Source organism: Pikeienuella piscinae (assembly GCF_011044155.1).
In the GTDB taxonomy this organism is placed as follows: domain Bacteria; phylum Pseudomonadota; class Alphaproteobacteria; order Rhodobacterales; family Rhodobacteraceae; genus Pikeienuella; species Pikeienuella piscinae.
The window spans coordinates 732,868-753,460 of the sequence record NZ_CP049056.1 but is presented as its reverse complement, the minus strand read 5'-3'; the positions used below and the strand labels follow the sequence as shown (position 1 = coordinate 753,460).

At 66.7% G+C, this 20,593-nt stretch carries 21 protein-coding genes; 9 read left to right on the top strand and 12 right to left on the bottom strand.

Going from position 1 to position 20,593, the window contains the following annotated elements; all coding sequences use genetic code 11:
- The first annotated feature begins 133 nt into the window (after nt 1–133).
- Nucleotides 134–463, top strand: a complete 330-nt coding sequence (locus tag G5B40_RS03590; RefSeq protein WP_165095097.1) for a hypothetical protein — start codon at nt 134–136, stop codon at nt 461–463.
- A gap of 3 nt (nt 464–466) precedes the next feature.
- Here the strand turns inward: G5B40_RS03590 and cobT are convergent, their stop codons facing one another.
- The 4 genes from cobT to G5B40_RS03570 all read right to left on the bottom strand — a co-directional run bounded on the left by cobT (nt 467) and on the right by G5B40_RS03570 (nt 4,821).
- On the bottom strand, nt 467–2,356 hold the full coding sequence (gene cobT, locus G5B40_RS03585) for a cobaltochelatase subunit CobT (protein WP_165095094.1): 1,890 nt from the start codon (nt 2,354–2,356) through the stop codon (nt 467–469).
- Complete coding sequence (locus tag G5B40_RS03580; RefSeq protein ID WP_165095091.1) at nt 2,356–3,054, bottom strand: aspartate/glutamate racemase family protein; 699 nt, start codon at nt 3,052–3,054, stop codon at nt 2,356–2,358. Before G5B40_RS03580 ends, cobT begins: the two co-directional genes overlap by 1 nt.
- A gap of 8 nt (nt 3,055–3,062) precedes the next feature.
- Nucleotides 3,063–4,037 carry a cobaltochelatase subunit CobS gene (cobS, locus tag G5B40_RS03575; RefSeq protein ID WP_165095089.1) on the bottom strand — a complete coding sequence of 325 codons (975 nt, stop codon included), beginning with the start codon at nt 4,035–4,037 and terminating at the stop codon, nt 3,063–3,065.
- Between the two features lie 118 nt (nt 4,038–4,155).
- Nucleotides 4,156–4,821, bottom strand: coding sequence for a J domain-containing protein (locus tag G5B40_RS03570; protein WP_165095086.1), 666 nt, complete (start codon nt 4,819–4,821; stop codon nt 4,156–4,158).
- A 91-nt stretch (nt 4,822–4,912) separates the two neighbouring features.
- On the opposite strand from G5B40_RS03570, the gene G5B40_RS03565 reads away from it, so the two are divergent.
- Nucleotides 4,913–5,173 (top strand): BolA family protein, encoded by a 261-nt coding sequence (locus G5B40_RS03565; RefSeq protein ID WP_165103217.1) that lies wholly within the window; start codon nt 4,913–4,915, stop codon nt 5,171–5,173.
- Between the two features lie 66 nt (nt 5,174–5,239).
- Nucleotides 5,240–5,404 carry a hypothetical protein gene (locus G5B40_RS03560; RefSeq protein WP_165095083.1) on the top strand — a complete coding sequence of 55 codons (165 nt, stop codon included), beginning with the start codon at nt 5,240–5,242 and terminating at the stop codon, nt 5,402–5,404.
- A 20-nt stretch (nt 5,405–5,424) separates the two neighbouring features.
- Here G5B40_RS03560 and aspS read toward each other — a convergent pair whose 3' ends face one another.
- The 3 genes from aspS to G5B40_RS03545 form a co-directional block, all read right to left on the bottom strand.
- Nucleotides 5,425–7,203, bottom strand: a complete 1,779-nt coding sequence (aspS, locus tag G5B40_RS03555) for an aspartate--tRNA ligase (RefSeq protein WP_165095080.1) — start codon at nt 7,201–7,203, stop codon at nt 5,425–5,427.
- A 62-nt stretch (nt 7,204–7,265) separates the two neighbouring features.
- Nucleotides 7,266–7,865: a CPBP family intramembrane glutamic endopeptidase gene (locus G5B40_RS03550; RefSeq protein WP_165095077.1), complete on the bottom strand. Its 600-nt coding sequence runs from the start codon at nt 7,863–7,865 to the stop codon at nt 7,266–7,268.
- Nucleotides 7,866–7,972: 107 nt separating this feature from the next.
- Complete coding sequence (locus G5B40_RS03545) at nt 7,973–8,617, bottom strand: YiaD family glycine zipper/OmpA-like lipoprotein (protein WP_165095074.1); 645 nt, start codon at nt 8,615–8,617, stop codon at nt 7,973–7,975.
- A 216-nt stretch (nt 8,618–8,833) separates the two neighbouring features.
- Between G5B40_RS03545 and rnd the strand changes: the two genes are divergently transcribed.
- The gene (gene rnd / locus G5B40_RS03540; protein ID WP_165095071.1) at nt 8,834–10,018 is read left to right on the top strand and encodes a ribonuclease D; all 1,185 of its coding nucleotides are present in this window, start codon (nt 8,834–8,836) and stop codon (nt 10,016–10,018) included.
- A 111-nt stretch (nt 10,019–10,129) separates the two neighbouring features.
- On the opposite strand, the gene G5B40_RS03535 is transcribed toward rnd, so the two are convergent.
- Nucleotides 10,130–10,573: a hypothetical protein gene (locus G5B40_RS03535; protein WP_165095069.1), complete on the bottom strand. Its 444-nt coding sequence runs from the start codon at nt 10,571–10,573 to the stop codon at nt 10,130–10,132.
- Between the two features lie 123 nt (nt 10,574–10,696).
- Here G5B40_RS03535 and G5B40_RS03530 point away from each other — a divergent pair, with 123 nt between their 5' ends.
- The 5 genes from G5B40_RS03530 to G5B40_RS03510 all read left to right on the top strand — a co-directional run bounded on the left by G5B40_RS03530 (nt 10,697) and on the right by G5B40_RS03510 (nt 15,363).
- Complete coding sequence (locus G5B40_RS03530) at nt 10,697–11,119, top strand: SufE family protein (RefSeq protein WP_165095066.1); 423 nt, start codon at nt 10,697–10,699, stop codon at nt 11,117–11,119.
- 282 nt (nt 11,120–11,401) lie between these two features.
- The gene (gene gdhA / locus G5B40_RS03525) at nt 11,402–12,742 is read left to right on the top strand and encodes an NADP-specific glutamate dehydrogenase (protein WP_165095063.1); all 1,341 of its coding nucleotides are present in this window, start codon (nt 11,402–11,404) and stop codon (nt 12,740–12,742) included.
- Nucleotides 12,743–12,868: 126 nt separating this feature from the next.
- Nucleotides 12,869–13,882 (top strand): betaine--homocysteine S-methyltransferase, encoded by a 1,014-nt coding sequence (bmt, locus tag G5B40_RS03520; protein WP_165095060.1) that lies wholly within the window; start codon nt 12,869–12,871, stop codon nt 13,880–13,882.
- A 120-nt stretch (nt 13,883–14,002) separates the two neighbouring features.
- Nucleotides 14,003–14,704 (top strand): corrinoid protein, encoded by a 702-nt coding sequence (locus G5B40_RS03515; RefSeq protein WP_165095057.1) that lies wholly within the window; start codon nt 14,003–14,005, stop codon nt 14,702–14,704.
- A complete protein-coding gene (locus G5B40_RS03510) occupies nt 14,704–15,363 on the top strand; it encodes a DUF1638 domain-containing protein (RefSeq protein WP_165095054.1) in 660 nt (219 codons plus the stop codon). Before G5B40_RS03515 ends, G5B40_RS03510 begins: the two co-directional genes overlap by 1 nt.
- Nucleotides 15,364–15,372: 9 nt before the next feature.
- Here the strand turns inward: G5B40_RS03510 and G5B40_RS03505 are convergent, their stop codons facing one another.
- The 4 genes from G5B40_RS03505 to G5B40_RS03490 are packed head-to-tail and all read right to left on the bottom strand — an operon-like array spanning nt 15,373 to nt 20,593.
- Entirely contained in the window at nt 15,373–15,993 is a 621-nt protein-coding gene (locus G5B40_RS03505) for a MarC family protein (protein WP_165095052.1), read from the bottom strand.
- Nucleotides 15,990–17,855, bottom strand: a complete 1,866-nt coding sequence (locus G5B40_RS03500) for an ABC-F family ATP-binding cassette domain-containing protein (RefSeq protein WP_165095050.1) — start codon at nt 17,853–17,855, stop codon at nt 15,990–15,992. The genes G5B40_RS03505 and G5B40_RS03500 overlap by 4 nt, the downstream gene beginning before the upstream one ends.
- 34 nt (nt 17,856–17,889) lie before the next feature.
- On the bottom strand, nt 17,890–20,115 hold the full coding sequence (locus G5B40_RS03495; RefSeq protein WP_165095048.1) for a SpoIIE family protein phosphatase: 2,226 nt from the start codon (nt 20,113–20,115) through the stop codon (nt 17,890–17,892).
- Nucleotides 20,116–20,125: 10 nt separating this feature from the next.
- Nucleotides 20,126–20,593 (bottom strand): NfeD family protein, encoded by a 468-nt coding sequence (locus tag G5B40_RS03490; RefSeq protein WP_165095046.1) that lies wholly within the window; start codon nt 20,591–20,593, stop codon nt 20,126–20,128.

Sequence of the window (20,593 nt, the reverse complement as noted above, 5' to 3'; positions counted from 1 at the left end):
GAACCGTCTCAAGGGGGCAGGGGCGCCCGCTTCGTTTCCGCGCGCCGCAGCGGACGGTTGAACGGCGGGTGGGATGCCGCTAGCGTCCGGTATCGTTTCAGGCAGAGACCGCAATGCGGCGCCGGGAGGGCGTGTGCGCCGGTTTTTCTTCTTGTTTTTCAGCCTGCTCGCACTCGCGGCGTTAGGCTGGGATCTCTGGCGGGGGCCGATTGAGGGCCAACCGGTCGATTTCACGTCGACTGCGGAATACTGGGCCGGGCTGAACCGGTCGAGCCTGATCGGCCTGAACGCCTTTATCGAGAAGCGGATATCGCCCGATCTCTGGGATATCCTTTTCCTGCCCGTGCTGGCGGCGCCGGCCTTTGTCGGGGCGGGCGTACTGGCGCTCTTTTTTTTCACGATCCGCCCGAGGCGGCGCAAATCGAAACGTAGCGGCCTGATGTTTCCACGAAAGCGCCGCTAGGGGTCAGGCGCGGCGGCGGGCGGGCTGCCGGGTCTCGTCTCGCGCGAGACGGGCGCGGGCGCGGGGGTCCGACTCGAACAATGCGGCGAGTTGCTCGGTCATCGCCCCGGCGAGTTGTTCGACATCGGTGATGGTGACCGCGCGCTGATAGTAGCGCGTAACGTCATGGCCGATCCCGATCGCCAGAAGCTCCACCGCGCGGCGCCGCTCGATCATCGCGATGACGTCGCGCAGGTGGCGTTCCAGGTAATTCGAAGGATTCACGCTGAGCGTCGAATCATCGACCGGCGCGCCGTCCGAGATCACCATCAGAATGCGCCGCTGCTCCGGACGGTGCGCGAGGCGGCGATGCGCCCATTCCAGCGCCTCGCCGTCGATATTCTCCTTCAGCAATCCTTCGCGCATCATCAGCCCGAGATTGCGCCGGGCTCGCCGCCAGGGCGCGTCGGCCGACTTGAATATGATATGGCGCAGATCGTTCAGCCGGCCCGGCGCCGCGGGGCGCCCGGCCTTCAGCCAGTCCTCTCGCGCCTGTCCGCCTTTCCAGGCGCGCGTCGTGAAGCCGAGGATTTCGACCTTCACCTGGCAGCGTTCCAGCGTCCGCGCCAGAACATCGGCGGAGATCGCGGCGATGGAGATCGGTCGGCCGCGCATCGAGCCTGAATTGTCGATCAGCAGCGAGACGACGGTGTCCTTGAACTCGGTCTCCGTCTCCATCTTGAAGCTGAGCGGCGTCATCGGATTGGTCACCACGCGCGCGAGCCGCCCGGCGTCCAGAACGCCCTCCTCCAGATCGAAGACCCAGGAGCGGTTCTGCTGCGCCTGAAGTCGCCGCTGGAGTTTGTTGGCGAGCCGGCCGACCGCGCCCTTCAACGGCTCCAGTTGCTTGTCGAGATAGGAGCGCAGGCGATCCAGCTCCTGCTCGTCGCAGAGATCCTCGGCGGTGATCTCCTCGTCATGGGCGCGCGTGTAGATCTTGTAATCCGGGCTCGCCTCGCTGTCGGGAAGCTGCGGCGGCGCGTCGGGCGGAGCGCCTTCGTCCTCGCTCGGGGCGTCGCTGTCCTCGCCGTCGGTCTCTTCCAGTTCGGCTTCGACCTCGGCGCGCTGCGTCTCGGCGCTCTCGCTGTCTTCGGGCGCGAATTCGTCCTGGTTGTCGTCTTCGCCGCCTTCTTCCTCGCCGCCGTCGGATTCCTCCTCCTCGGGGGCGTCCTCGTTCTCGTCGTTTTCGTCCTCGGGCGCGTCCGGGTCGTCGCCGAGCTGGTCGCCATAGCCGAGGTCCTCGATCAGCTTCCAGGCGCTGCGGGCGAAGGCGGTCTGGTCCTCCAGATTGCCGGCGAGAGCGGCCATCGCCGGGCCGGCGTTGCCTTCGAGATGATCCCGCCAGAGGTCGAGCACGTTGGCGACGCCCGCCGGCGCCTCGCGCCCCGTCGCGGCGCAGCGCAGCATCATCGCCGCCGCGTCGGCGAGCGGCGCGTCGGCCATTTTCGTGATCTCGCCCAACCCGCGTTTCGTCGCGTCGTCAGCGAGCCGCGCGTCGAGATTGTCGCCGACGCCGGGCATCGCGCGGGCGCCGAGCGCCTCGCAACGCGCGGTCTCCATCGCCTCGTAGAGTCCGCGCGCCGTCTCGCCCTGTGGCGTGTAGCGTCCATGCGTGCCGGGGTTGTGAAACCGCATCTTGAGCGCCGCGGCGTCGCCCGCGCCGCGCGCCAGCATCACTTCCGCGCGCGTCATCCGCCGCGATACCTGCGGCAGGCGCAGCGTGTCGTTCGCCATGCCCGGCGGGTCGACTGAATAGGAGACGTTCAATTCCGGCTCGTTCGCCAGCGCTCGCGTCGCCTCTCCTAGCGCCTTCTTGAACGGTTCGGCCGGGCTGTCTGGTTTGTTGCCGCTCATCAGGCCGCCTCCGCCGCTTCGAGGGTGGTCTCGCCCGCGGCGAGGCGCGCGAGCAGATCGACATGTACGTCCAGCGCGTCGATCACCCGATAGCCGGTCGTCTGTCCGTCGAAGGCGAGGTTGAGGTCGGTGCCGGCCAACACCACGGCCTCCGCGCCCGCGTCTTCGACAAGGCGTCGCCCGGCGTCGAGGAACCGCGCGCGCATCGCCTCGTCGCAAATTCCGGCGACCGCGACGTCCTGATAGCTCTGGCCGATCTCGTCGATCTCGTCATCGAGCGCGACCGCCTCGGTCTTCCTGAGCTGGCCATAGAGTCTGGTGCGCATGACCACCCTGGTCCCGAGAAGACCCACCCGGCGAAGCCCTTCGGACGCGAAGTGGTCGTCGAGCGGCGCGACGGCGGAGACGAGCGGGAGTGACGAGAGCGCCTTCGTCTCCTCGAAGCAGAAATGCCCGCCGAGAGAGGTGATCGCCGCGCAATCCGCGCCGGCGGCGCGCAGCTGGTCGATCAGACGGACGTAGATTTCGGCCTGCGCGGCGCGGTTGTCGGCGAGGTTGTTGCGGACGAGATCGTGCACATGGGCGTGCGCGATCGTCAGCTCCAGCCGCGCGCCGCGCGCCTCCATCGCCGCAGTCAGCCGCTGATAATAGACCAGCGTCGCCGCGACCCCGATTCCGCCGATCAAGCCGATATGCATTGCGACAGTCAGCCGAGGCTGACGGATGCGGCGCTTTCCGGCAACTCCTCGCCAAAGCAGCGCTGGTAGAACTCGGCCACCGTCTGGCGCTCCAACTCGTCGCATTTGTTGAGGAACGTCACGCGGAAAGCGAAGCCGACATCGTGGAAGATCGCGGCGTTGTCGGCCCAGGCGATCACTGTCCGCGGGCTCATCACCGTAGAGAGGTCGCCGTTCATGAACGCGTTCCGCGTCAGGTCCGCGACCGTCACCATCTGCGAGATGATCTTCTTGTCGGTCATCGGGCATTTGGAGTGAACGATCGCCGCCTCCTGATCGTGCGGCAGATAGTTCAGCGTGGTGACCAGCGACCAGCGGTCCATCTGGCCCTGGTTGATCTGCTGCGTGCCATGATAGAGGCCGGTGGTGTCGCCCAGCCCGACCGTGTTCGCCGTCGCGAAGAGCCGGAAGGAGGGATGCGGGTGGATCACCTCGTTCTGGTCGAGCAGCGTCAGCTTGCCGTCGACCTCCAGCACCCGCTGTATCACAAACATCACGTCCGGGCGCCCGGCGTCGTATTCGTCGAAGACGATGGCGGTCGGGTTGCGCAACGCCCAGGGGAGGATGCCCTCCTTGAACTCGGTCACCTGCTTGCCGTCCACAAGGCGGATCGCATCCTTGCCGATCAGGTCGATACGGCTGATATGACTGTCAAGATTGACGCGCACGCAGGGCCAGTTGAGCCGCGCCGCAACCTGTTCGATATGCGTCGATTTCCCCGTGCCGTGATAGCCTTGGATCATCACCCGGCGATTGAAGACGAACCCGGCGAGAATGGCGAGCGTGGTGTCGTGATCGAACACGTAGTTCGGGTCGAGTTCCGGAACCCGCTCCGTACGCTGGGAAAATCCCTTGACGGGCATCTTCGCGTCGAAACCGAAGACCTTTTTGACGTCGATCTCGGTGTTCGGCGCATCCGTCAGCTTGGCTCCGCCATCCGCCATGTGGAATTCCTTCGTATCGTTCAGCGGGCCGAGATGCGGCCCCGTGGTTCGGACCCGTGTTTAAGGGCGGGGCGATGGCGGCGCAAGACGGCGACGAAAGTCCGAAGCGGCGCCGCCGTTAGCGGAAGCTGCGCGACCCCTTGATCTGATCCCAGGCCCAGACCACGTCGCGCAGGCGGTCTTCGTCTTCGCGCGCGCCGCCTTTCATGTCGGGGTGCAGGTCCTTCACCAGGGCGCGATAACGCCTGCGGATATCGGTTTTGGGGGTATCCGGCGTGCAGCCGAGAATCTCCAGCGCGCTCTGTTCGTTTTTCGGCAGAAGTCGCGTACGCCGGCGCGCCGCTTCGGCCGCGCCGCCGGGGTTGATCGTCGCGTTTTCTCCGAGAACCTCGAGCGGGTCCTGAAAACCCCAGCGCGCCCAGGCGCGGCCATCGGCGTGACCGGGGGCGCCGTCCGGGCGGATCGGCCTCTGGCCTAGGCGCCATGTCGGCCGCTCCCACGCGAATTCGGCGCGCCGCTGGGAATCCAGCGCCGCCTCCGACCAGCCTTCGTAGTAATTCCAGGACTTGTTGAAGTCGCGGATGTGCGCCTGGCAGAACCAGCGGTATTCGTTCAACTCCTCGCGCGATTTAGGGGCGCGGAAAAGTCCGGGGTTGGAGCAGCCGGACCAGTCGCATTTCCGCGCCTCCGACGCGATTTCCCCGCTCAGCCCGCGCGTCCGCGCCCGCCGGCGCTTGTCGGCGGTGACGGAGATGTCGTAATCGAGCGGCGAACGGGCGGACATGGTTCTCTCAGATCGGGCGAGTCGGCCGGTGAGTTTAGCCCATGGTGCGGCGGGGCCAACCGCGAAGCGCGAAATAATGATGAGGAACATGATGAACGTGGCGGCGCGGATCGAGAAAAAACTGCAGGCGGGCTTCGCTCCGGAGGCGCTTGAGGTCATCGACGAGAGCGAACAGCATCGCGGGCATGGCGGCTGGCGTGAGGGCGGCGAGACGCATTTCCGTGTCCGTATGCGCGCGGCGTCGTTCAGCGGGATGAGCCGGGTCCAGCGGAGCCGGGCGGTGCACGCCGCGCTCAGCGAAGAACTGGCCGGGCCGGTGCACGCCCTGGCGTTGGAGTTGTCCGCGCCCTGAGCCGTCTGGGCGACAGGCGCCGCGTTTCATGGCATGATGGGGCCGGATATCGGAAAGGCGAGGGCGATGAAGCGAATTGCATACGCCGCCTGCGCGACGCTCTGTCTCGGCGGGTGCGTCGTGACGACGGCGGTCGGGACTGCGGTCGACGCCACCACGACGGTGGTCGGCGGCGCGGTGGACGTCACCGTCGGCGCGGTGGAGACGGTGGCGGACGCCGCGACGGATTGAGCCGCCGACCTTCCGACATCTCAGCTTTTCGGCGCAAGCCTCAACCCAAGATCGCGAAGCTGCTCGTTCGTCGCCTCCGCAGGCGCGCCCATCATCAGGTCCTCGGCGCGCTGGTTCATCGGGAACATGATGACTTCGCGGATATTCTCCGCGTCCGCCAGCAGCATCACCATCCGGTCGATCCCCGGCGCGATGCCGCCGTGGGGCGGGGCGCCGTAGCGGAACGCGTCCAGCATGCCGCCGAAATTCGCGTCCACGAACGCCTTGTCGTGGCCGACGATTTCGAAGGCCTTGTACATGATCTCCGGCTTGTGGTTCCGGATCGCGCCGGAAGAAAGCTCCACGCCGTTGCAGACGATGTCGTACTGGTAGCCGAGCACGTTGAGCGGGTCGCCGCTCTCCAGCGCCTCCAGCCCGCCCTGCGGCATCGAGAACGGGTTGTGCGAGAAGTCGAGCGCGCCGGTCTCCGGGTCCTTCTCATACATCGGGAAATCGACGACCCAGCAGAAATCGAACCGATCCTTCGCGGTGAGGCCAAGCTCCTCGCCGATCACGTTCCGCGCCTTGCCGGCCACGTCGACGAATTTCTCGGGCTGGCCGGCGAGGAAGAAGGCCGCGTCGCCGGATTTCAGATCAAGCTGGGTGCGGATCGCCTCAGAGCGCTCCGGGCCGATGTTCTTCGCGAGCGGGCCGGCCGCCTCGACGCCGCCCTCGGCGTCCCGCCAGAAGATATACCCCATCCCCGGCAGGCCCTCTTTCTGCGCCCAGGAGTTCATCCTGTCGCAGAACTTTCGGCTGCCGCCGGAAGGCGCCGGGATCGCGCGGATTTCGGTTCCGGGCGTCTCCAGCATGTTGGCGAAGATCTTGAAGCCGGAGCCTGCGAAATGCTCGCTCACCACCTGCATCTCGATCGGGTTGCGGAGATCCGGCTTGTCGGAGCCGTATTTCAGCATCGCCTCGCGGTAGGGGATGCGCGGGAAGGTCGGCGTCACGGCGCGCCCGCCGCCGAACTCCTCGAAGACGCCGCGCATCAGCGGCTCGATCGCCTGGAAGACGTCCTCCTGCTCGACGAAGCTCATCTCCATGTCAAGCTGGTAGAACTCGCCCGGTGAGCGGTCGGCGCGGGGGTCCTCGTCGCGAAAGCAGGGCGCGATCTGGAAATAGCGGTCGAAGCCGGCGACCATGATCAGCTGCTTGAACTGCTGCGGGGCCTGCGGCAGGGCGTAGAACTTGCCCGGATGAAGGCGCGAAGGTACGAGGAAATCACGCGCCCCTTCGGGCGACGACGCTGTCAGGATCGGCGTCTGGAACTCCATGAAGCCGAGATCGGTCATTCGACGGCGGATCGAGGAGATCACCTTCGAGCGCAGCACGATATTTTGATGCAGCTTCTCGCGCCGGAGGTCGAGAAAACGGTATTTGAGCCGGGTCTCCTCCGGGTAGTCCAGTTCGCCGAAAACCGGCAGGGGCAGCTCGTCGGCCGCGCCAAGGACTTCAAGCTCGCGGATGAAGACCTCGATCTCGCCGGTCGGCAGCTTCGGGTTGACGAGGTCGGCGTCGCGCGCCTTCACCACGCCATCGATGCGAATGACCCATTCGGCGCGGACCTTCTCCACATCCTTGAAGGCGGGGCTGTCGCTGTCAGCCAGAAGCTGCGTGACGCCGTAATGGTCCCGCAGATCGATGAACAGCACGCCGCCATGATCGCGCACCCGGTGGACCCAGCCGGATAGCCGGACGGCGTCGCCGACATTGACGGCGCGAAGATCGGCGCAGGTATGGCTGCGATATGCGTGCATGATGTCTCTCCGGATGGATCGCGCCGGATACACGATACGCGGCCGGCCAAGTCAAGCCGGCCTTAGCGCACCGCGCCATGATAGAAGAATATGCCGAGTCCGACGGTGAAGATGATCTGCCCGGCCAGCGAGTGCAGAACCCACGCCAGCCCGAAGGAGCGATGGCGCAGATACGCCCAGCCCATGAACGCGCCGCCGACCGCCGTCATGCTCAGCGTCACGCCGTTCGCGAAAAAGAGATGGCCGAGCGCGAAGGCAGCGCCGTTGGCGGTCACGGCAGCCCATTTTGAAGGGAAGAGCGCCCCATAGCGCTCGAAGAACAGTGAGCGGTAGATGATCTCCTGCGGCAGGGCGGAAAGTAGCGGATAGAAAGCCATGATCGCCAGCCAGAGCCCGGTTCGATGTTGCGGCAGATCGAGGAACCGGTGGGGCGCGAAGGCGAAAATGACCGCAACGGAGACGCTGACGGTCGCGGCGACGAGGAGAAGGATGATCCGCCATTCTCCAAGGACGGGGCCCCTCAGAAGCATCCGCCAGCGCCAACCGGGCGTGATCTGCAGCAGGAGCGCGGCGCAGAGTGTCAGGCCGATCAGCACTGGAAAGAGGGGGTAGCGCCCGAACGTCGCCGTCATCGCCAGCGGCGCGCCGACAAAAAACAGCATGAACTCCGCCCAGAGACGGGAACGCAAGCGCGGGGCGCGCGCGGTATCGGTCACAACGCCGAAAACAGCGTCGCGGGCGGCCCGGATGGAGGCCGCCCGCGCGCGGTTCACCCTTCGGTGATCGGCGTGATGATCAACTCGACCCGACGGTTCATCGCCCGGCCCGACGCGGTTTCGTTGGTGGCGATCGGCTCGGTCTCGCCGCGCCCATAGGCGATTATGCGATCGGACAGCACGCCACGATTGATCAGGAAGCCGGCGACACTGTCCGCGCGCCGCTCGCTCAGCGCCTGATTGTAGCCCGCCTCACCGGTGCTGTCGGTATGGCCGATGACGTCGATAAGGCTGCTCTCATACTGGTTGAGCGTGTTCGCAACGCGCGCCAGCGGGTTATAGAACTGCGGCTGGATGTCCGCGCGGTCGACCGCGAAGGTCACTTCCGCCGGCATGTTCACCAGAAGCGCCTCGCCGGTATTGGTCACCGTCGCGCCGGTGCCTTCGAGGTTCTGCTCCAGGTCGCGCTGCTGCTGGTTGAGATAGGTGCCGATTCCGGCTCCGGCGATGGCGCCGATGCCGGCGCCGATCAGCGCTGCCTGACGCCCGCCGACGAGCGCGCCGATTCCGGCGCCGAGCGCGCCGCCGCCGAGCGCGCCGGCGCCGGCGCTGCGTGCGCCGGTCTCGTCATTTGCGCAGCCGGCGCCCAGTCCGATCATTCCTGTCAGCGCCAGTGCGCAAGCGGTCTTCTTCAGCATGCCGTCCTCCTTGATCCGCGGCCCTGCTGGCGCGGTCGCATGGTTTACAAACGGCGCGACTCTATGCCGGAATCGCGCCGGGCGCATCATCCGGTGGAGAATAAATTGGGTGCGACGGCGTGAAATAGGCGCGCGCGCCGGCACGATGTATACATGACCAGCGATCCGGATTAGAGATCAATGTCAAGATGATATGATTCAGGCGAAAACCGGGCGATGAAGAAAGATTACGAACTGATCACCGGGCAGGATAGACTTGAGGCTGTTTGTCGCGAGATGGCGCAGGCGACTTATGTCACGATCGACACCGAGTTCATGCGCGAGCGGACATACTGGCCGCAGCTATGCCTGGTGCAGATCGCGCGGCCGCTGGATGCGGACGGGGCGGAGAACGCGGTTCTCATCGACCCGCTGGCCGGGCTGGATCTGGCGCCGCTGTTCGATCTGATGCGCGATCCCGCGGTGACGAAGGTCTTTCACGCCGCGCGCCAGGACGTCGAGATTTTCGTCAACCTGATGGGCGAGGTGCCATCGCCGATCTTCGACACGCAGATCGCCGCGATGGTGTGCGGGTTCGGCGATCAGGCCGGTTACGAGACGCTGGTGCGCAAGCTGGCCGGCGCCCGGCTCGACAAGTCATCGCGGTTCACCGACTGGGCGCGCCGGCCGTTGAGCGAGAAACAGCTCGCCTACGCCGCTGGCGACGTGACCCATCTGCGGGTGATCTACGAGAAGCTCGCCGCCCAGTTGGAGGAGACCGGCCGCGCCGCCTGGGTCGCCAGCGAACTGGAGACGCTACGCGCGCGTGAAACCTATGTGGTCGAGCCCGAGGACGCCTGGCGGCGGATCAAGACCCGTTCGACCGATCCGCGGTTTCTCGGCGTCGTCCACACCCTCGCGCGCTGGCGCGAGGCGACGGCGCAGGAGCGCGACCAGCCGCGCGGCCGCATCCTCAAGGACGAGGCGATTCTGGAAATCGCGGCGAGTCGGCCGACCAGCCGCGAGAAACTTCTGGAAAGCCGGGCGCTGCAGCGCGAGGGGCGCAAGCCCGAGACGCTTGAGGCGATTCTCGCGATGGTCGCGGAGGGCGTCGCCAACCCGGTGAAGGCGCCGCCCGCGCCGGAACGCGCCAGGCCGAAGGCCGGCGGGCAGGCGCTCGCGGATCTCCTGCGCGTGCTGTTGAAGGCGAAGGCCGACGATCTCGGCGTAGCGCAGCGGTTGATCGCGTCAGCCGCCGATCTCGACGCGCTCGCACATGAGGAGACGCCCGAAGTGAAGGCGCTGAACGGCTGGCGGCGCGAAGCCTTTGGCGAAGACGCGATCCGGCTTCGGCGCGGCGAGATCGCGCTCTCGGCCGGCGAGAAGGGCGTGCGGATCGTGCCGGTCGAATCCGGGACGTGAGCGAATGTCCGCTCACGACCCCGGACGCCCGTGGATGAGCGCGTTACGGGACATGCGAAGCATCGTTTATATGGGCGTATCGCGCACCGAGCGCTTCGTCACGTCGCGCGTCTAGAACCGCCCTTCGACCGAATCCTGCGCCGACCAGACGCGAACGCCGGCGGCCCCGCGCAATTTGTCGACCGGCAACTCGAAATCGCCGCGCACCATGCGCGCGGAAAGCGGCGCGCCGGGGTCGATCGTCAGGTCTTCGGGCGGGCGCACGAGGAAATCGAATTCGTAGAAACCGTCAGCCGACAATCCACCTTCATAACGGGGGCGAAGCTCGGGCTGGTAATAGCCGACGCCCGGCGCGATCGCGTAGGCCGTCAGCATGTAGCCGTCGTAGAGCCGCCCCAGCTCCATCGTCTCAATCCGCTCGACCGGAATTTTGTGCGGCAGTTGAGCAGCCTGCGCCGCGGCCTCTTCAGCGTCGTCGCCAAAAATGCTCCCGCTGCAGCCTGACAGCGCCACAGCCGTCAGAATCGACGCCAGGGCCGCTCCGATCCGTTTCATGTTCGCCCCTTCATTCCATCTTCAGGCCACGCCGCGCAAATGGCCATAAACCGGCGCGAAAGGGAAGGGCGGCTGGACGCGCAGTCCGTCGATGTCTATTTCGATCCCGATGGAGGAGGCCGCATGGACGCCGAGAATTTCGACGAAGTGGTGGAGACGTTCGAGTTGCTTGACGACTGGGAGGACCGCTATCGCTACGTCATCGACCTCGGACGCGGGATGCCGCCGATGGCGGAGTCGCAGAAATCGGCGCTGACCAAGGTCGACGGCTGCGCCAGCCAGGTCTGGATCGCGCCGCGAATCGAGGGCGAAGGCGCGGCGCGGCGGCTCCATTTCGTCGGCGACAGCGATGCGATGATCGTGCGAGGGCTGATCGCGGTTCTCTGGCTGATGCTGAGCGGACGTAGCCCGGCGGAGATCCGCGAGGAGGATATCGAAGGGCGGCTCAAGGCGCTTGGGCTCGACCAGCATCTTTCATCTCAGCGCTCGAACGGGCTTCGCGCCATGGTCGCGCGGCTGAAGGATCTGGCGCGCGCGGCGGCCTGACGCGCTGGAGCACCGCGCGGCTTCCTCCGCGTCGCCGAGGGCTGGCCGCGCCTTGTTAACGATTTGGTCGCGGCGTCTGTCGCATAATGGGGGAGCGGGCCGACGCGGCGACGCCGCCTTGGCGGATTCCCGAAATTCACCCGCCAGTTGTGCATACCCGCACGCATCCGGCGGGATGAGGCTTGACCGCGAGGGCCGGGCGGGCGCAATTTCTGGCGACGAAAAATGCCGGCAGGGCGCCGCCGGATTGAGGCGTCGGGAAAATGGGGAGGGGAAAGCGCAATGGCGATCAATCTCAGCGACTTCATGGATTGGGTGGTGAGCCGCAATCCGGGCGAGGTCGAGTTTCATCAGGCCGTGCATGAGGTGGCGGAGACCGTCATTCCGTTTATCAACAACAATCCTGTCTATGAGAAGATCAAGGTGCTGGAGCGGATGGCCGAGCCGGACCGGATCATCTCCTTCCGCGTCACCTGGGCCAGCGATGATGGCGAGGTGCATGTCAATCGCGGCTATCGGGTGCAGTTCAACAACTCGATCGGCCCCTACAAGGGTGGCATCCGTTTTCACCCGTCGGTCAACCAGGGCGTGCTCAAATTCCTCGGCTTCGAGCAGACTTTCAAGAATTCGCTCACCGGGCTGCCGATGGGCGGCGGCAAGGGCGGAGCCGATTTCGACCCCAAGGGCAAATCGCAGCGTGAAATCATGCGTTTCTGCCAGAACTTCATGACCGAGCTTTACCGGCATGTCGGGCAGAATATCGACGTTCCGGCCGGCGATATCGGTGTAGGCGGCCGGGAAATCGGCTACATGTTCGGCCAGTTCAAGAGGATCACCAACAGTTTCGAGGGCGTGCTCACCGGCAAGGGCCTCGAATACGGCGGCTCGCGCATGCGGCCGGAGGCGACCGGCTACGGCGCGGTCTATTTCCTCGAAGACATGCTGAATCACAAAGAGGATGCGATCGAGGGCAAGACAGTGATCATCTCCGGCTCCGGCAATGTGGCGACACATGCTGCGGAGAAGATCCTGCATCGCGGCGGCAAGCCGGTGACGATGTCGGATTCGGGCGGTTTCATCCACGACCCCGACGGCTTCACGCAGGAGAAGATCGACTGGATCAAGGAGCACAAGAAACAGCGCGGCGCCCGGATCGCGGCCTATGTCGATGAGTTCGGCGGCACGTTCCATGAAGGCGCGCGCCCCTGGAGCGTGCCGTGCGAACTGGCGCTTCCCTGCGCGACGCAGAACGAGTTGAACGGCGAGGAGGCGAAGACGCTGCTGAAAAACGGCTGCGTCGCGGTCTCGGAAGGCGCCAACATGCCCTGCGACATGAACGCGATCACCGCCTTCTCCGAAGCGAAAATCCTCTATGCGCCGGGCAAGGCGTCGAACGCCGGCGGCGTCGGCATGTCGGGGCTGGAGATGAGCCAGAACTCCGCTCGCCTTCACCGTGAGGAGGAGGATCTGCGCGCCGCGCTGAAGAAGATCATGGGCGATATTCACAAGGCCTGTGTCGAGCAGGGCACGGGACCGGACGGCCATGTCGATTACGTGAAAGGCGCCAATATCGCCGGTTTCAAGAAGGTCGCCGACGCGATGCTGGCTTTCGGCGTCATCTGAAGTCGCAGCGGCGCTTCTTCGGGGTCGCCGGTTCGCCGGCGGCCCTTTCGCGACTCTCCGCACCCTTGTCTGGGATTACAGTTCGGTTCATCAAGTCGTGATCCGCCCCGGAATGAGAGCGCGAACATGACCGACATTCTTTCCCGTCTTCTTGAGACGCGCCCTTGGCTCGTGGCCGACGGCGCTACCGGGACCAATCTTTTCGCCATGGGACTGGAGGCGGGCGAAGCCCCGGAACTCTGGAACACCGACAAACCTGAGCGCATCCGCGCCCTTTATCAGGGCTTTATCGACGCGGGTTCGGATCTGATCCTGACCAACTCCTTCGGCGGCACGCGCGCCCGTCTCAAGCTGCATCAGGCGCAGGATCGCGCCTATGAACTGAACCGCGTCGCCGCTGAGATCGCCCGCGATTGCGTCGACCGCTCCAGGCGCACAGTGGTCGTCGCCGGCTCGATGGGGCCGACGGGCGAGTTGCTGGAGCCGGTCGGGCCACTCACGCATGACGCCGCCGTCGAAATGTTTGAGGAGCAGGCGCGGGGTCTTCTCGATGGCGGCGCGGACGTGCTCTGGGCCGAAACGATCTCCTCGGAGGAGGAGATGCGCGCCGCTTCGGACGCCGCCGCCAGGGTCGGCGCGCCGTTCTGCGCCACGATGAGCTTCGATTCCGCCGGGCGGACGATGATGGGCGTCACCTCCACCGGCTACGCCGGGATCGCCGCCGGGCTGGCGGCGAAGCCGATCGCCTTCGGGGCCAATTGCGGCGTCGGCGCCTCCGATCTGCTACGCACTGTGCTGGGATTGTCCAAGGCGGCGCCGGGCTCCGTGCTGATCGCCAAGGCGAACGCCGGTATTCCGTCCTATCAGGACGGGATCATCGTCTATTCCGGCACGCCGGAGCTGATGGCCGATTACGCCATTCTCGCCCGCGACGCGGGGGCGCGGATCATCGGCGGTTGCTGCGGTTCGAAACCGGAGCACGTCGCGGCCATGCGCGAGGCGCTGGAGACGAAGCCGCCGGGGGGGCGGCGACCCGGCCTTGATGAGATCGCCGCTCGGCTGGGGGCCTTTTCCTCTACCGATGACGGCGCCTCAGGCGAGGGGCCCCCGAAGCGCGAACGCCGCCGCCGACGCGGTTGACGTCGCATAACGACGCCGCGTAGTCGCCAATTGGTGCGCTTCGGATTGGCGCGCGAAGCATGTAGCCTCTATGTGGCGCTGAACCGGGCGCTTTCGCCCGCGTGATGAAGGACAGGACAGATGGCGGATGAAGAAGAGGACGTCATCCTCAGTGAACTCGATGACGAAGAGCTTGTGCTCCAGATGCACGACGACCTCTATGACGGGCTGAAGGAGGAGATCGAGGAAGCGGTGAACATCCTGCTTGAGCGCGGCTGGTTGCCCTATGACATCCTCACGAAGGCCCTGGTCGAAGGGATGCGCATCGTCGGCATCGACTTCCGCGACGGCATCCTCTTCGTCCCGGAGGTGCTGCTCGCCGCCAACGCGATGAAAGGCGGCATGGCCATTCTCAAGCCGCTCCTGATCGAAACCGGCGCGCCGCGGCTCGGCAGCATGGTGATCGGCACAGTGAAGGGCGATATCCACGACATCGGCAAGAACCTCGTCGCGATGATGATGGAGGGCGCCGGGTTCGAGGTCATCAATCTCGGCATCAACAACGCCGTCGAGAAATACCTGGATGCGCTGGAGAGCGAGAAGCCGGACATTCTCGGCATGTCGGCGCTGCTGACCACGACGATGCCCTACATGAAGGTCGTGATCGACACGATGGTCGAGAAGGGCATGCGCGACGACTACATCGTTCTCGTCGGCGGCGCGCCGCTGAATGAGGAGTTCGGCAAGGCGATCGGCGCCGACGCCTATTGCCGCGACGCCGCCGTGGCGGTGGAGACGGCGAAGACGCTGGTGGCGCGCAAGCATAACCAGGTCACCGCCTGATGGACGCGGTCAGCGACGATACGCTGACCGAACGCGGGCTGGATGCGGCCGGTCCGAAGGGCGCGGGCCGTATTCTTCTTCTCGCCTGCGGCGCCCTGGCGCGAGAGATCCTCGCGCTGAAGGCGCTGAACGGCTGGGAGCACATGGATCTCACATGCCTGCCGGCGATCCTGCATCTGACGCCGGAGAAGATACCGGAAGCGGTGCGCGCAGCGGTGCGCAAGGGCCGCGCGCGGGGCTACGCGGAGGTCTTCGTCGTTTACGCCGATTGCGGCACCGGCGGCATGCTCGACCGCGTCTGCGAGGAGGAAGGCGTGCAGCGGATCGAGGGGCCGCACTGTTATTCCTTCTTCGACGGCAACGCCACATTCGCGGCGCGGGGCGACGATGAGATGCGGGTCTTCTATCTGACCGACTTTCTCGTGAAGCAGTTCGACGCCTTTGTGATCCGGCCCATGGGGCTCGACCGGTATCCGCAGCTGCGCGACATGATCTTCGGCAATTACGAGGAGCTGATCTATCTGGCGCAGACCGACGACCCCGCACTCGACCGCGCGGCGGCTGCGGCGGCGGAGCGGCTCGGCCTCGCGTATCGGCGGCGTTTCACCGGCTATGGCGATCTTGGCGTCGCGCTTCGCGGCCTGACGGTCGAGGTCTGAGCGCGCTGCTCAGAGCGTCGTCATGTAACCTTCGACCCCGTCCAGAACGAACTGCACCGCGAGCGCGCCCAGCATCATGCCGAAGAGCCGGGTAAGCACCTTGATTCCGGTGTCGCCGAGCGCGCGTTCGATCAGATCCGTGGCGATCAGGAACAGGAAGGTGATGAGAAGAATCGTGAGGAGCGCGCCGTAAACCACGAACGACCCTGCGGGATCGCCTTTCACGTCAGCCGCGAGAAGAACCATTGCGGTCAGCGCGCCGGGCCCAGCGATCAGCGGCGTCGCCAGTGGAAAGACCGAGGGGTCGTTCGCCTCCGCCTCCGCGTCGGCGTGCTGTTGACGGCGCTGGCCGCGTTTCTCGAACAGCATGTCGACGGCGAGCAGGAACAGCATCAGCCCACCGGCGATCCGGAAGGCCGGCACCGAGATGCCGACAGCGCTCAACGCGGCGTCGCCGATCAGGCCGAAGATCAGCAGCAGCGCGCCGCCGATGAGGACGCCGCGCAGCGCGATCGCCATTCGCTGGCGAAGGCTCGCGCCCTGCGTCAGCGTCGCGAATAGCGGCGCGACGCCGATCGGGTCGATCATGACGAAGAGCGTGGCGAAGGCGGTGGCGTAGATCTCGATCATTCCGCGTCGTCCAGCCGTTCCTGCGCCTTCAACCAGATCTGCTCCGCCCGCTCCAACCCTTCGACGATCTCGGCGCGCTTTTTCTGCAATTGCGCGAACCGGTGCTTCGGTTGCGAAATATAGAGGTCGGGGTCCGCGAGGGCCTCGTCGATCTTCGCCTTCATCGTCTCGATCTTCGCGACTCGGGCCTCCGCCGCCCTCGCCTCGGCGCGCAGCGTCGCGAGCGTGGCGCGCTCGGCGGCGCGGTCGCGTTTGGCGGGTTTCGGTTTCTCCGCCTTCTCTCGCTCCCGCCGCACCCCGCCGCGGTCGGCGAGGAGGAGAGCGCGGTAGTCGTCCATATCTCCGTCGAACGGCTTCACGCCGCCCTCGGAAACCAGCCAGAGCCGATCTGCGACGGCGCCGACAAGCTCCGCGTCATGGGCGATCAGGATCACCGCCCCCTCATATTCCGCCAGCGCCTGGGCCAGCGCCTCACGACTTTCGATGTCGAGGTGGTTGGTCGGCTCGTCGAGGATCAGAAGCTGCGGCTGATGGACGGTCATCAGCGCCAGCAGAAGGCGCGCCTTCTGCCCGCCGGAAAGCGAGCGCACCTTGTTGGTGGCGATCTCGGCGCCGATGCCGACCGCACCGAGACGCCCGCGCAACTTCGCCTCCGGCTGGTCGGGCAGCAGTCGACGGATGTGCTGGACTGGGGTTTCGTCCTCGTGCAGCTCGTCCGTCTGGTGCTGCGCGAAATAGCCGATGCGGAGCTTCGCCGCGCGGGTCTCGACGCCCTCGATGGGCGAGAGCCGGCGCGAGATCAGTTTCGCCAGCGTCGATTTGCCCTGACCGTTGGCGCCGAGCAGCGCGATCCGGTCGTCCGGGTCGATGCGGAGCGAGATGTCGCGCAGCACCGGCTTGCCGTCATAGCCGACGCTCACCTTTTCGAAGGCGATGATCGGCGGAGAGAGTTCCTCGCCGCAATGAAAGCGAAACGGCGCGACCGTCCCCTCGGCGGCGCTGGAGATCGGCTGCATCCGCTCCAGCATCTTCAGGCGGGATTGCGCCTGTTTCGCTTTCGACGCCTTGTAGCGGAAGCGGTCGACGAAGCTCTGGATGTGCGCGCGCTCGCGCGTTTGCTTGGCGATGGCGGCCTCGGTTTGCGCGGCGTCAGCCCGGCGCTTCTTATCGAAATCGTCATAGCCGCCGGCGTAGAGCGTCAGCTTCTGACCGCTCAGGTGCAGGATGCGGTCGACCGAGCGGTTGAGAAGCCCCCGGTCATGGCTGATCACCATCGCCGTCGCCGGATAGCGCGCGAGAAAACTTTCCAGCCAGACCGCGCCTTCAAGGTCGAGATAGTTCGTCGGCTCGTCGAGGAGCAGGAGGTCGGGCGCGGCGAATAGCACCGAGGCCAGCGCGACGCGCATCCGCCAGCCGCCGGAGAACTCGGCCGCAGCGCGGGCCTGCGCCGCCGCGTCGAAGCCGAGCCCGGAGAGGATCGCCGCAGCGCGCGCTTCGGCGGAATGGGCGTCGATATCGGTGAGCCGCAACTGGATTTCGGCGATCCGGTGCGGATCGGTCGCGACCTCCGCCTCCGCGAGGAGCGATGCGCGCTCTCGATCCGCCGCGAGCACGATCTCGATCAGGGGGTCGGGGCCTGCGGGCACCTCCTGCTTCACGCCGCCGATCCTGGCGCCGCGGCGAATCTCGATCGTTCCGGCGTCGGCGGTCAGTTCGCCCTCGATCAGCCGGAAAAGCGTGGTCTTGCCGGTTCCGTTGCGTCCGACGAGGCCGATCCGCGCCCGGTCGGGCGCGCGCATCGTCGCGCCGTCGAAAAGGCGGCGGCCGGCGAGGGTGAATCCAAGGTCGGTGATCGTCAGCATGGCGCGGGACGGGTGCGGCAGGGCGGGGCGGAAGTCAACCCGCCGCGGCGCCGTCGGCGGGCGGTCCAGTCCACGCGACGGCGAGGATCGTTGTGTCGTCAGTCGGCGCGCGACCGGCCTGATGGGCCGACACCGCCGCGTCGAGCGCCTCGACGACAGCGCCGGCGCCGCCGGGCGCCGCCCCCATCGCGACCTTCTCCGCCGGCGCCTGACCGAAAAGCGCGCCGCCGGGTGTCTCCGCCTCGGTTACGCCGTCGGTGAACATCAGGATCACATCATGGGGCGCGAGCGTGAGTCGCGCGGTCTCGAAACGCGGCGAGTCCAGCCAGCCGAGCGGGGCGACGGGCGGCGTCTCCACGTCACGGCGCGCGCCATCGGCGCCGATTACGGTCGGCGGCTCGCACCCGGCGGCGGCGAACTCGGCTTCACCGCTTTGCGGGTCGATCCGGGCGACGACCAGGGTGACGAACCCGCCCTTGTCGCGCCGCCACGCGGTCGGCGCCTGCCGGATGAACTCGCGCCCGATCTCGCCAAGCGCCGCGCCAAGCGGGCCGGCGGTCCGGTCGGTCACCGCGCCGGCGATGGATTTCGAGAGGGCGGTCACCAGACTGGCCTCTAGCCCTTTGCCGGACACATCGCCAACTGCGGCGAAAAGCCGGCCGTCCGACAACTGGAACAACTCGAAGAAATCGCCGCCAACCTCCTGCGCCGGGCGGCATATCGCGGCGGTCTCGAAGCCGATGCCGGTGAAATCCGCGCCGAAAGGGAGGGAGCCGAGCTGAATCTCACGCGCCGCGTCCATGCGCTCTTCCTCGCGGGCCTGCGTCTCGCGCGCTTCCGCAAGATCGCGCCGCAGCGCTGAAATGCGGCCATAGACGACCGGCGCGCCGGCGAGGAGAGCGGCAAGCGCGGGCGTGGCCGCGAGAATCACCGATTTCCCGAACTCGAACGCCGCCCAACTCGCCGCGAGGGGAGCCAGAACCGTGAGGCCGCCGAAACCGACAAGCACAGTCATTGATACGCCGCCAAAGCGGATCAGCGCGAGAAAGGCGACGAAAACCGCGTAGGCGAGCGCCGCGTTCCGCGCCCAGACGGGCTGGCCGAGCACGCGTCCGGCGAGGATGTTATCCGCCGCGAGCGCTTGAATGACTACGCCCGCCGCACCCGTCGCGGATGCGAGCGGCGTCGTATACTGGTCGATCGCGCCCAGGCGCGCGAGCCCGAGGATCACATGGCGCCCTTCGATGCGCGCGCGTTCATCGGCGTCGCCCTGAAAGAGCGCGGCGGCGGAGATCATCCGCGCCGCGCCGGTCCCCTCGGCGCCGAGCGCGTCGAGCGCGCCGAAATCGAGCCAGAGCGCGAGGCTGGGCGTCAACGGGATCGCCGGCGGCCCGCCGCCATCCTCGCGCGTCAGCCGCAGGCGGCGCCCCGCGGCCGGATCGGTGAGAAACGCCATCGCGGGATCATAGGCGAGGCAGTCGGGGTCGGCCGGCGCGCAGGTCGTCAGCGCCGCGACCGGCATCGCGGGCAGAAGCGTGACACTCGCCTGACCGTCATCGTCCTGCAAAGGAAGGCCGACAAGTGCGCGCCCCCGGCGCACCACGCCATCGAGATCCTGCTCGGCGAAGGCGACGGCGTAGCCCGAGGCTGCGCTTTCGAACAATGCGAGCGGGAAGAGCAGGCATTCGACGAGAAACGGTTGCGCGACCGCGCGCATCAGCGCCGGCTCGGCGCATTGGGTGAGGCCGGGAAGGTCGTCGATGGCGCGCGAAGATCCCCCCGCGACGGCGAGCGCGGTCGGCGCCGAACGGATCGCCGCGGCGAGCCGCGCGTCGGGATCGCCCGGCAGATAGGAGAACACCTCCGGTCCCTTCGCGCGGAAGGTCCGCATCAGGTTGACCTCGGAATAGGGCCCCGGCTCGGTCAGCAGAATGTCGAGCGTGAGGCTCTTCGGCTTGGCCGCCGCGATGATCTCGACGAGTTCGGCCAGCGTCGACCGGCCCCAAGGCCAGCGACCCTTTTCGCGGATCGCCGCGGCGTCGATGCCGACGACGACGACTTCGCCGCTCGGCTCATCCGGGCCGGAAAGGCGCTGCCAGAGGTCGATTATCCGCGCATCGAGCCTGAAGAGCGTGTTGAAGACGCTCTCACTGCTCGTCGCACCGATAACCAGCGTCAGCGCAAGCGCCGCGCCCAGAACGCGCCAACCCGGCGCGACGGTCCATCCGCGACCGTCGGCGAGCATGCGGAGCCACCTCATCCGCGCCGCCTCAGGCCGGTTCGCAGATCAGGACCATGCCCTCTGCGCCGATCACCCTCAGCGTCTCGCCCGGGCCGGCCGCGCCGGTCCTCAGCCGCGCGCTCCAGCGCACGCCGTCGATAAGGAGCACACCCTCACCGCGTTCGAACGCCGCCATCGTCTTTCCGACGCGTCCGACCATCTGCTCCGACCGCCGATTGAGTCCCGGCGCGCCGTCCACCACTCGGCGACGCGCCAACCAGGCGCGCCCGGCCACGGTCAGAACGACCGCGAGCGCAGCGAAGAGCGCGAGTTGCGCCGCGCCGCCCAATCCCGGCGCGAACCAGAGCGTGACGCCGGTGGCGAGCGCGGCCAGCGCGACCCAGATCAGGAAATACGAGAAGGTCAGCAGTTCGATCACGCCGACGATGACCGCGAGCGCAACCCACCACCACGGCGACGCGCCGGCGAGCAGGGCGAAAAGGTCGAACTCGGGCAT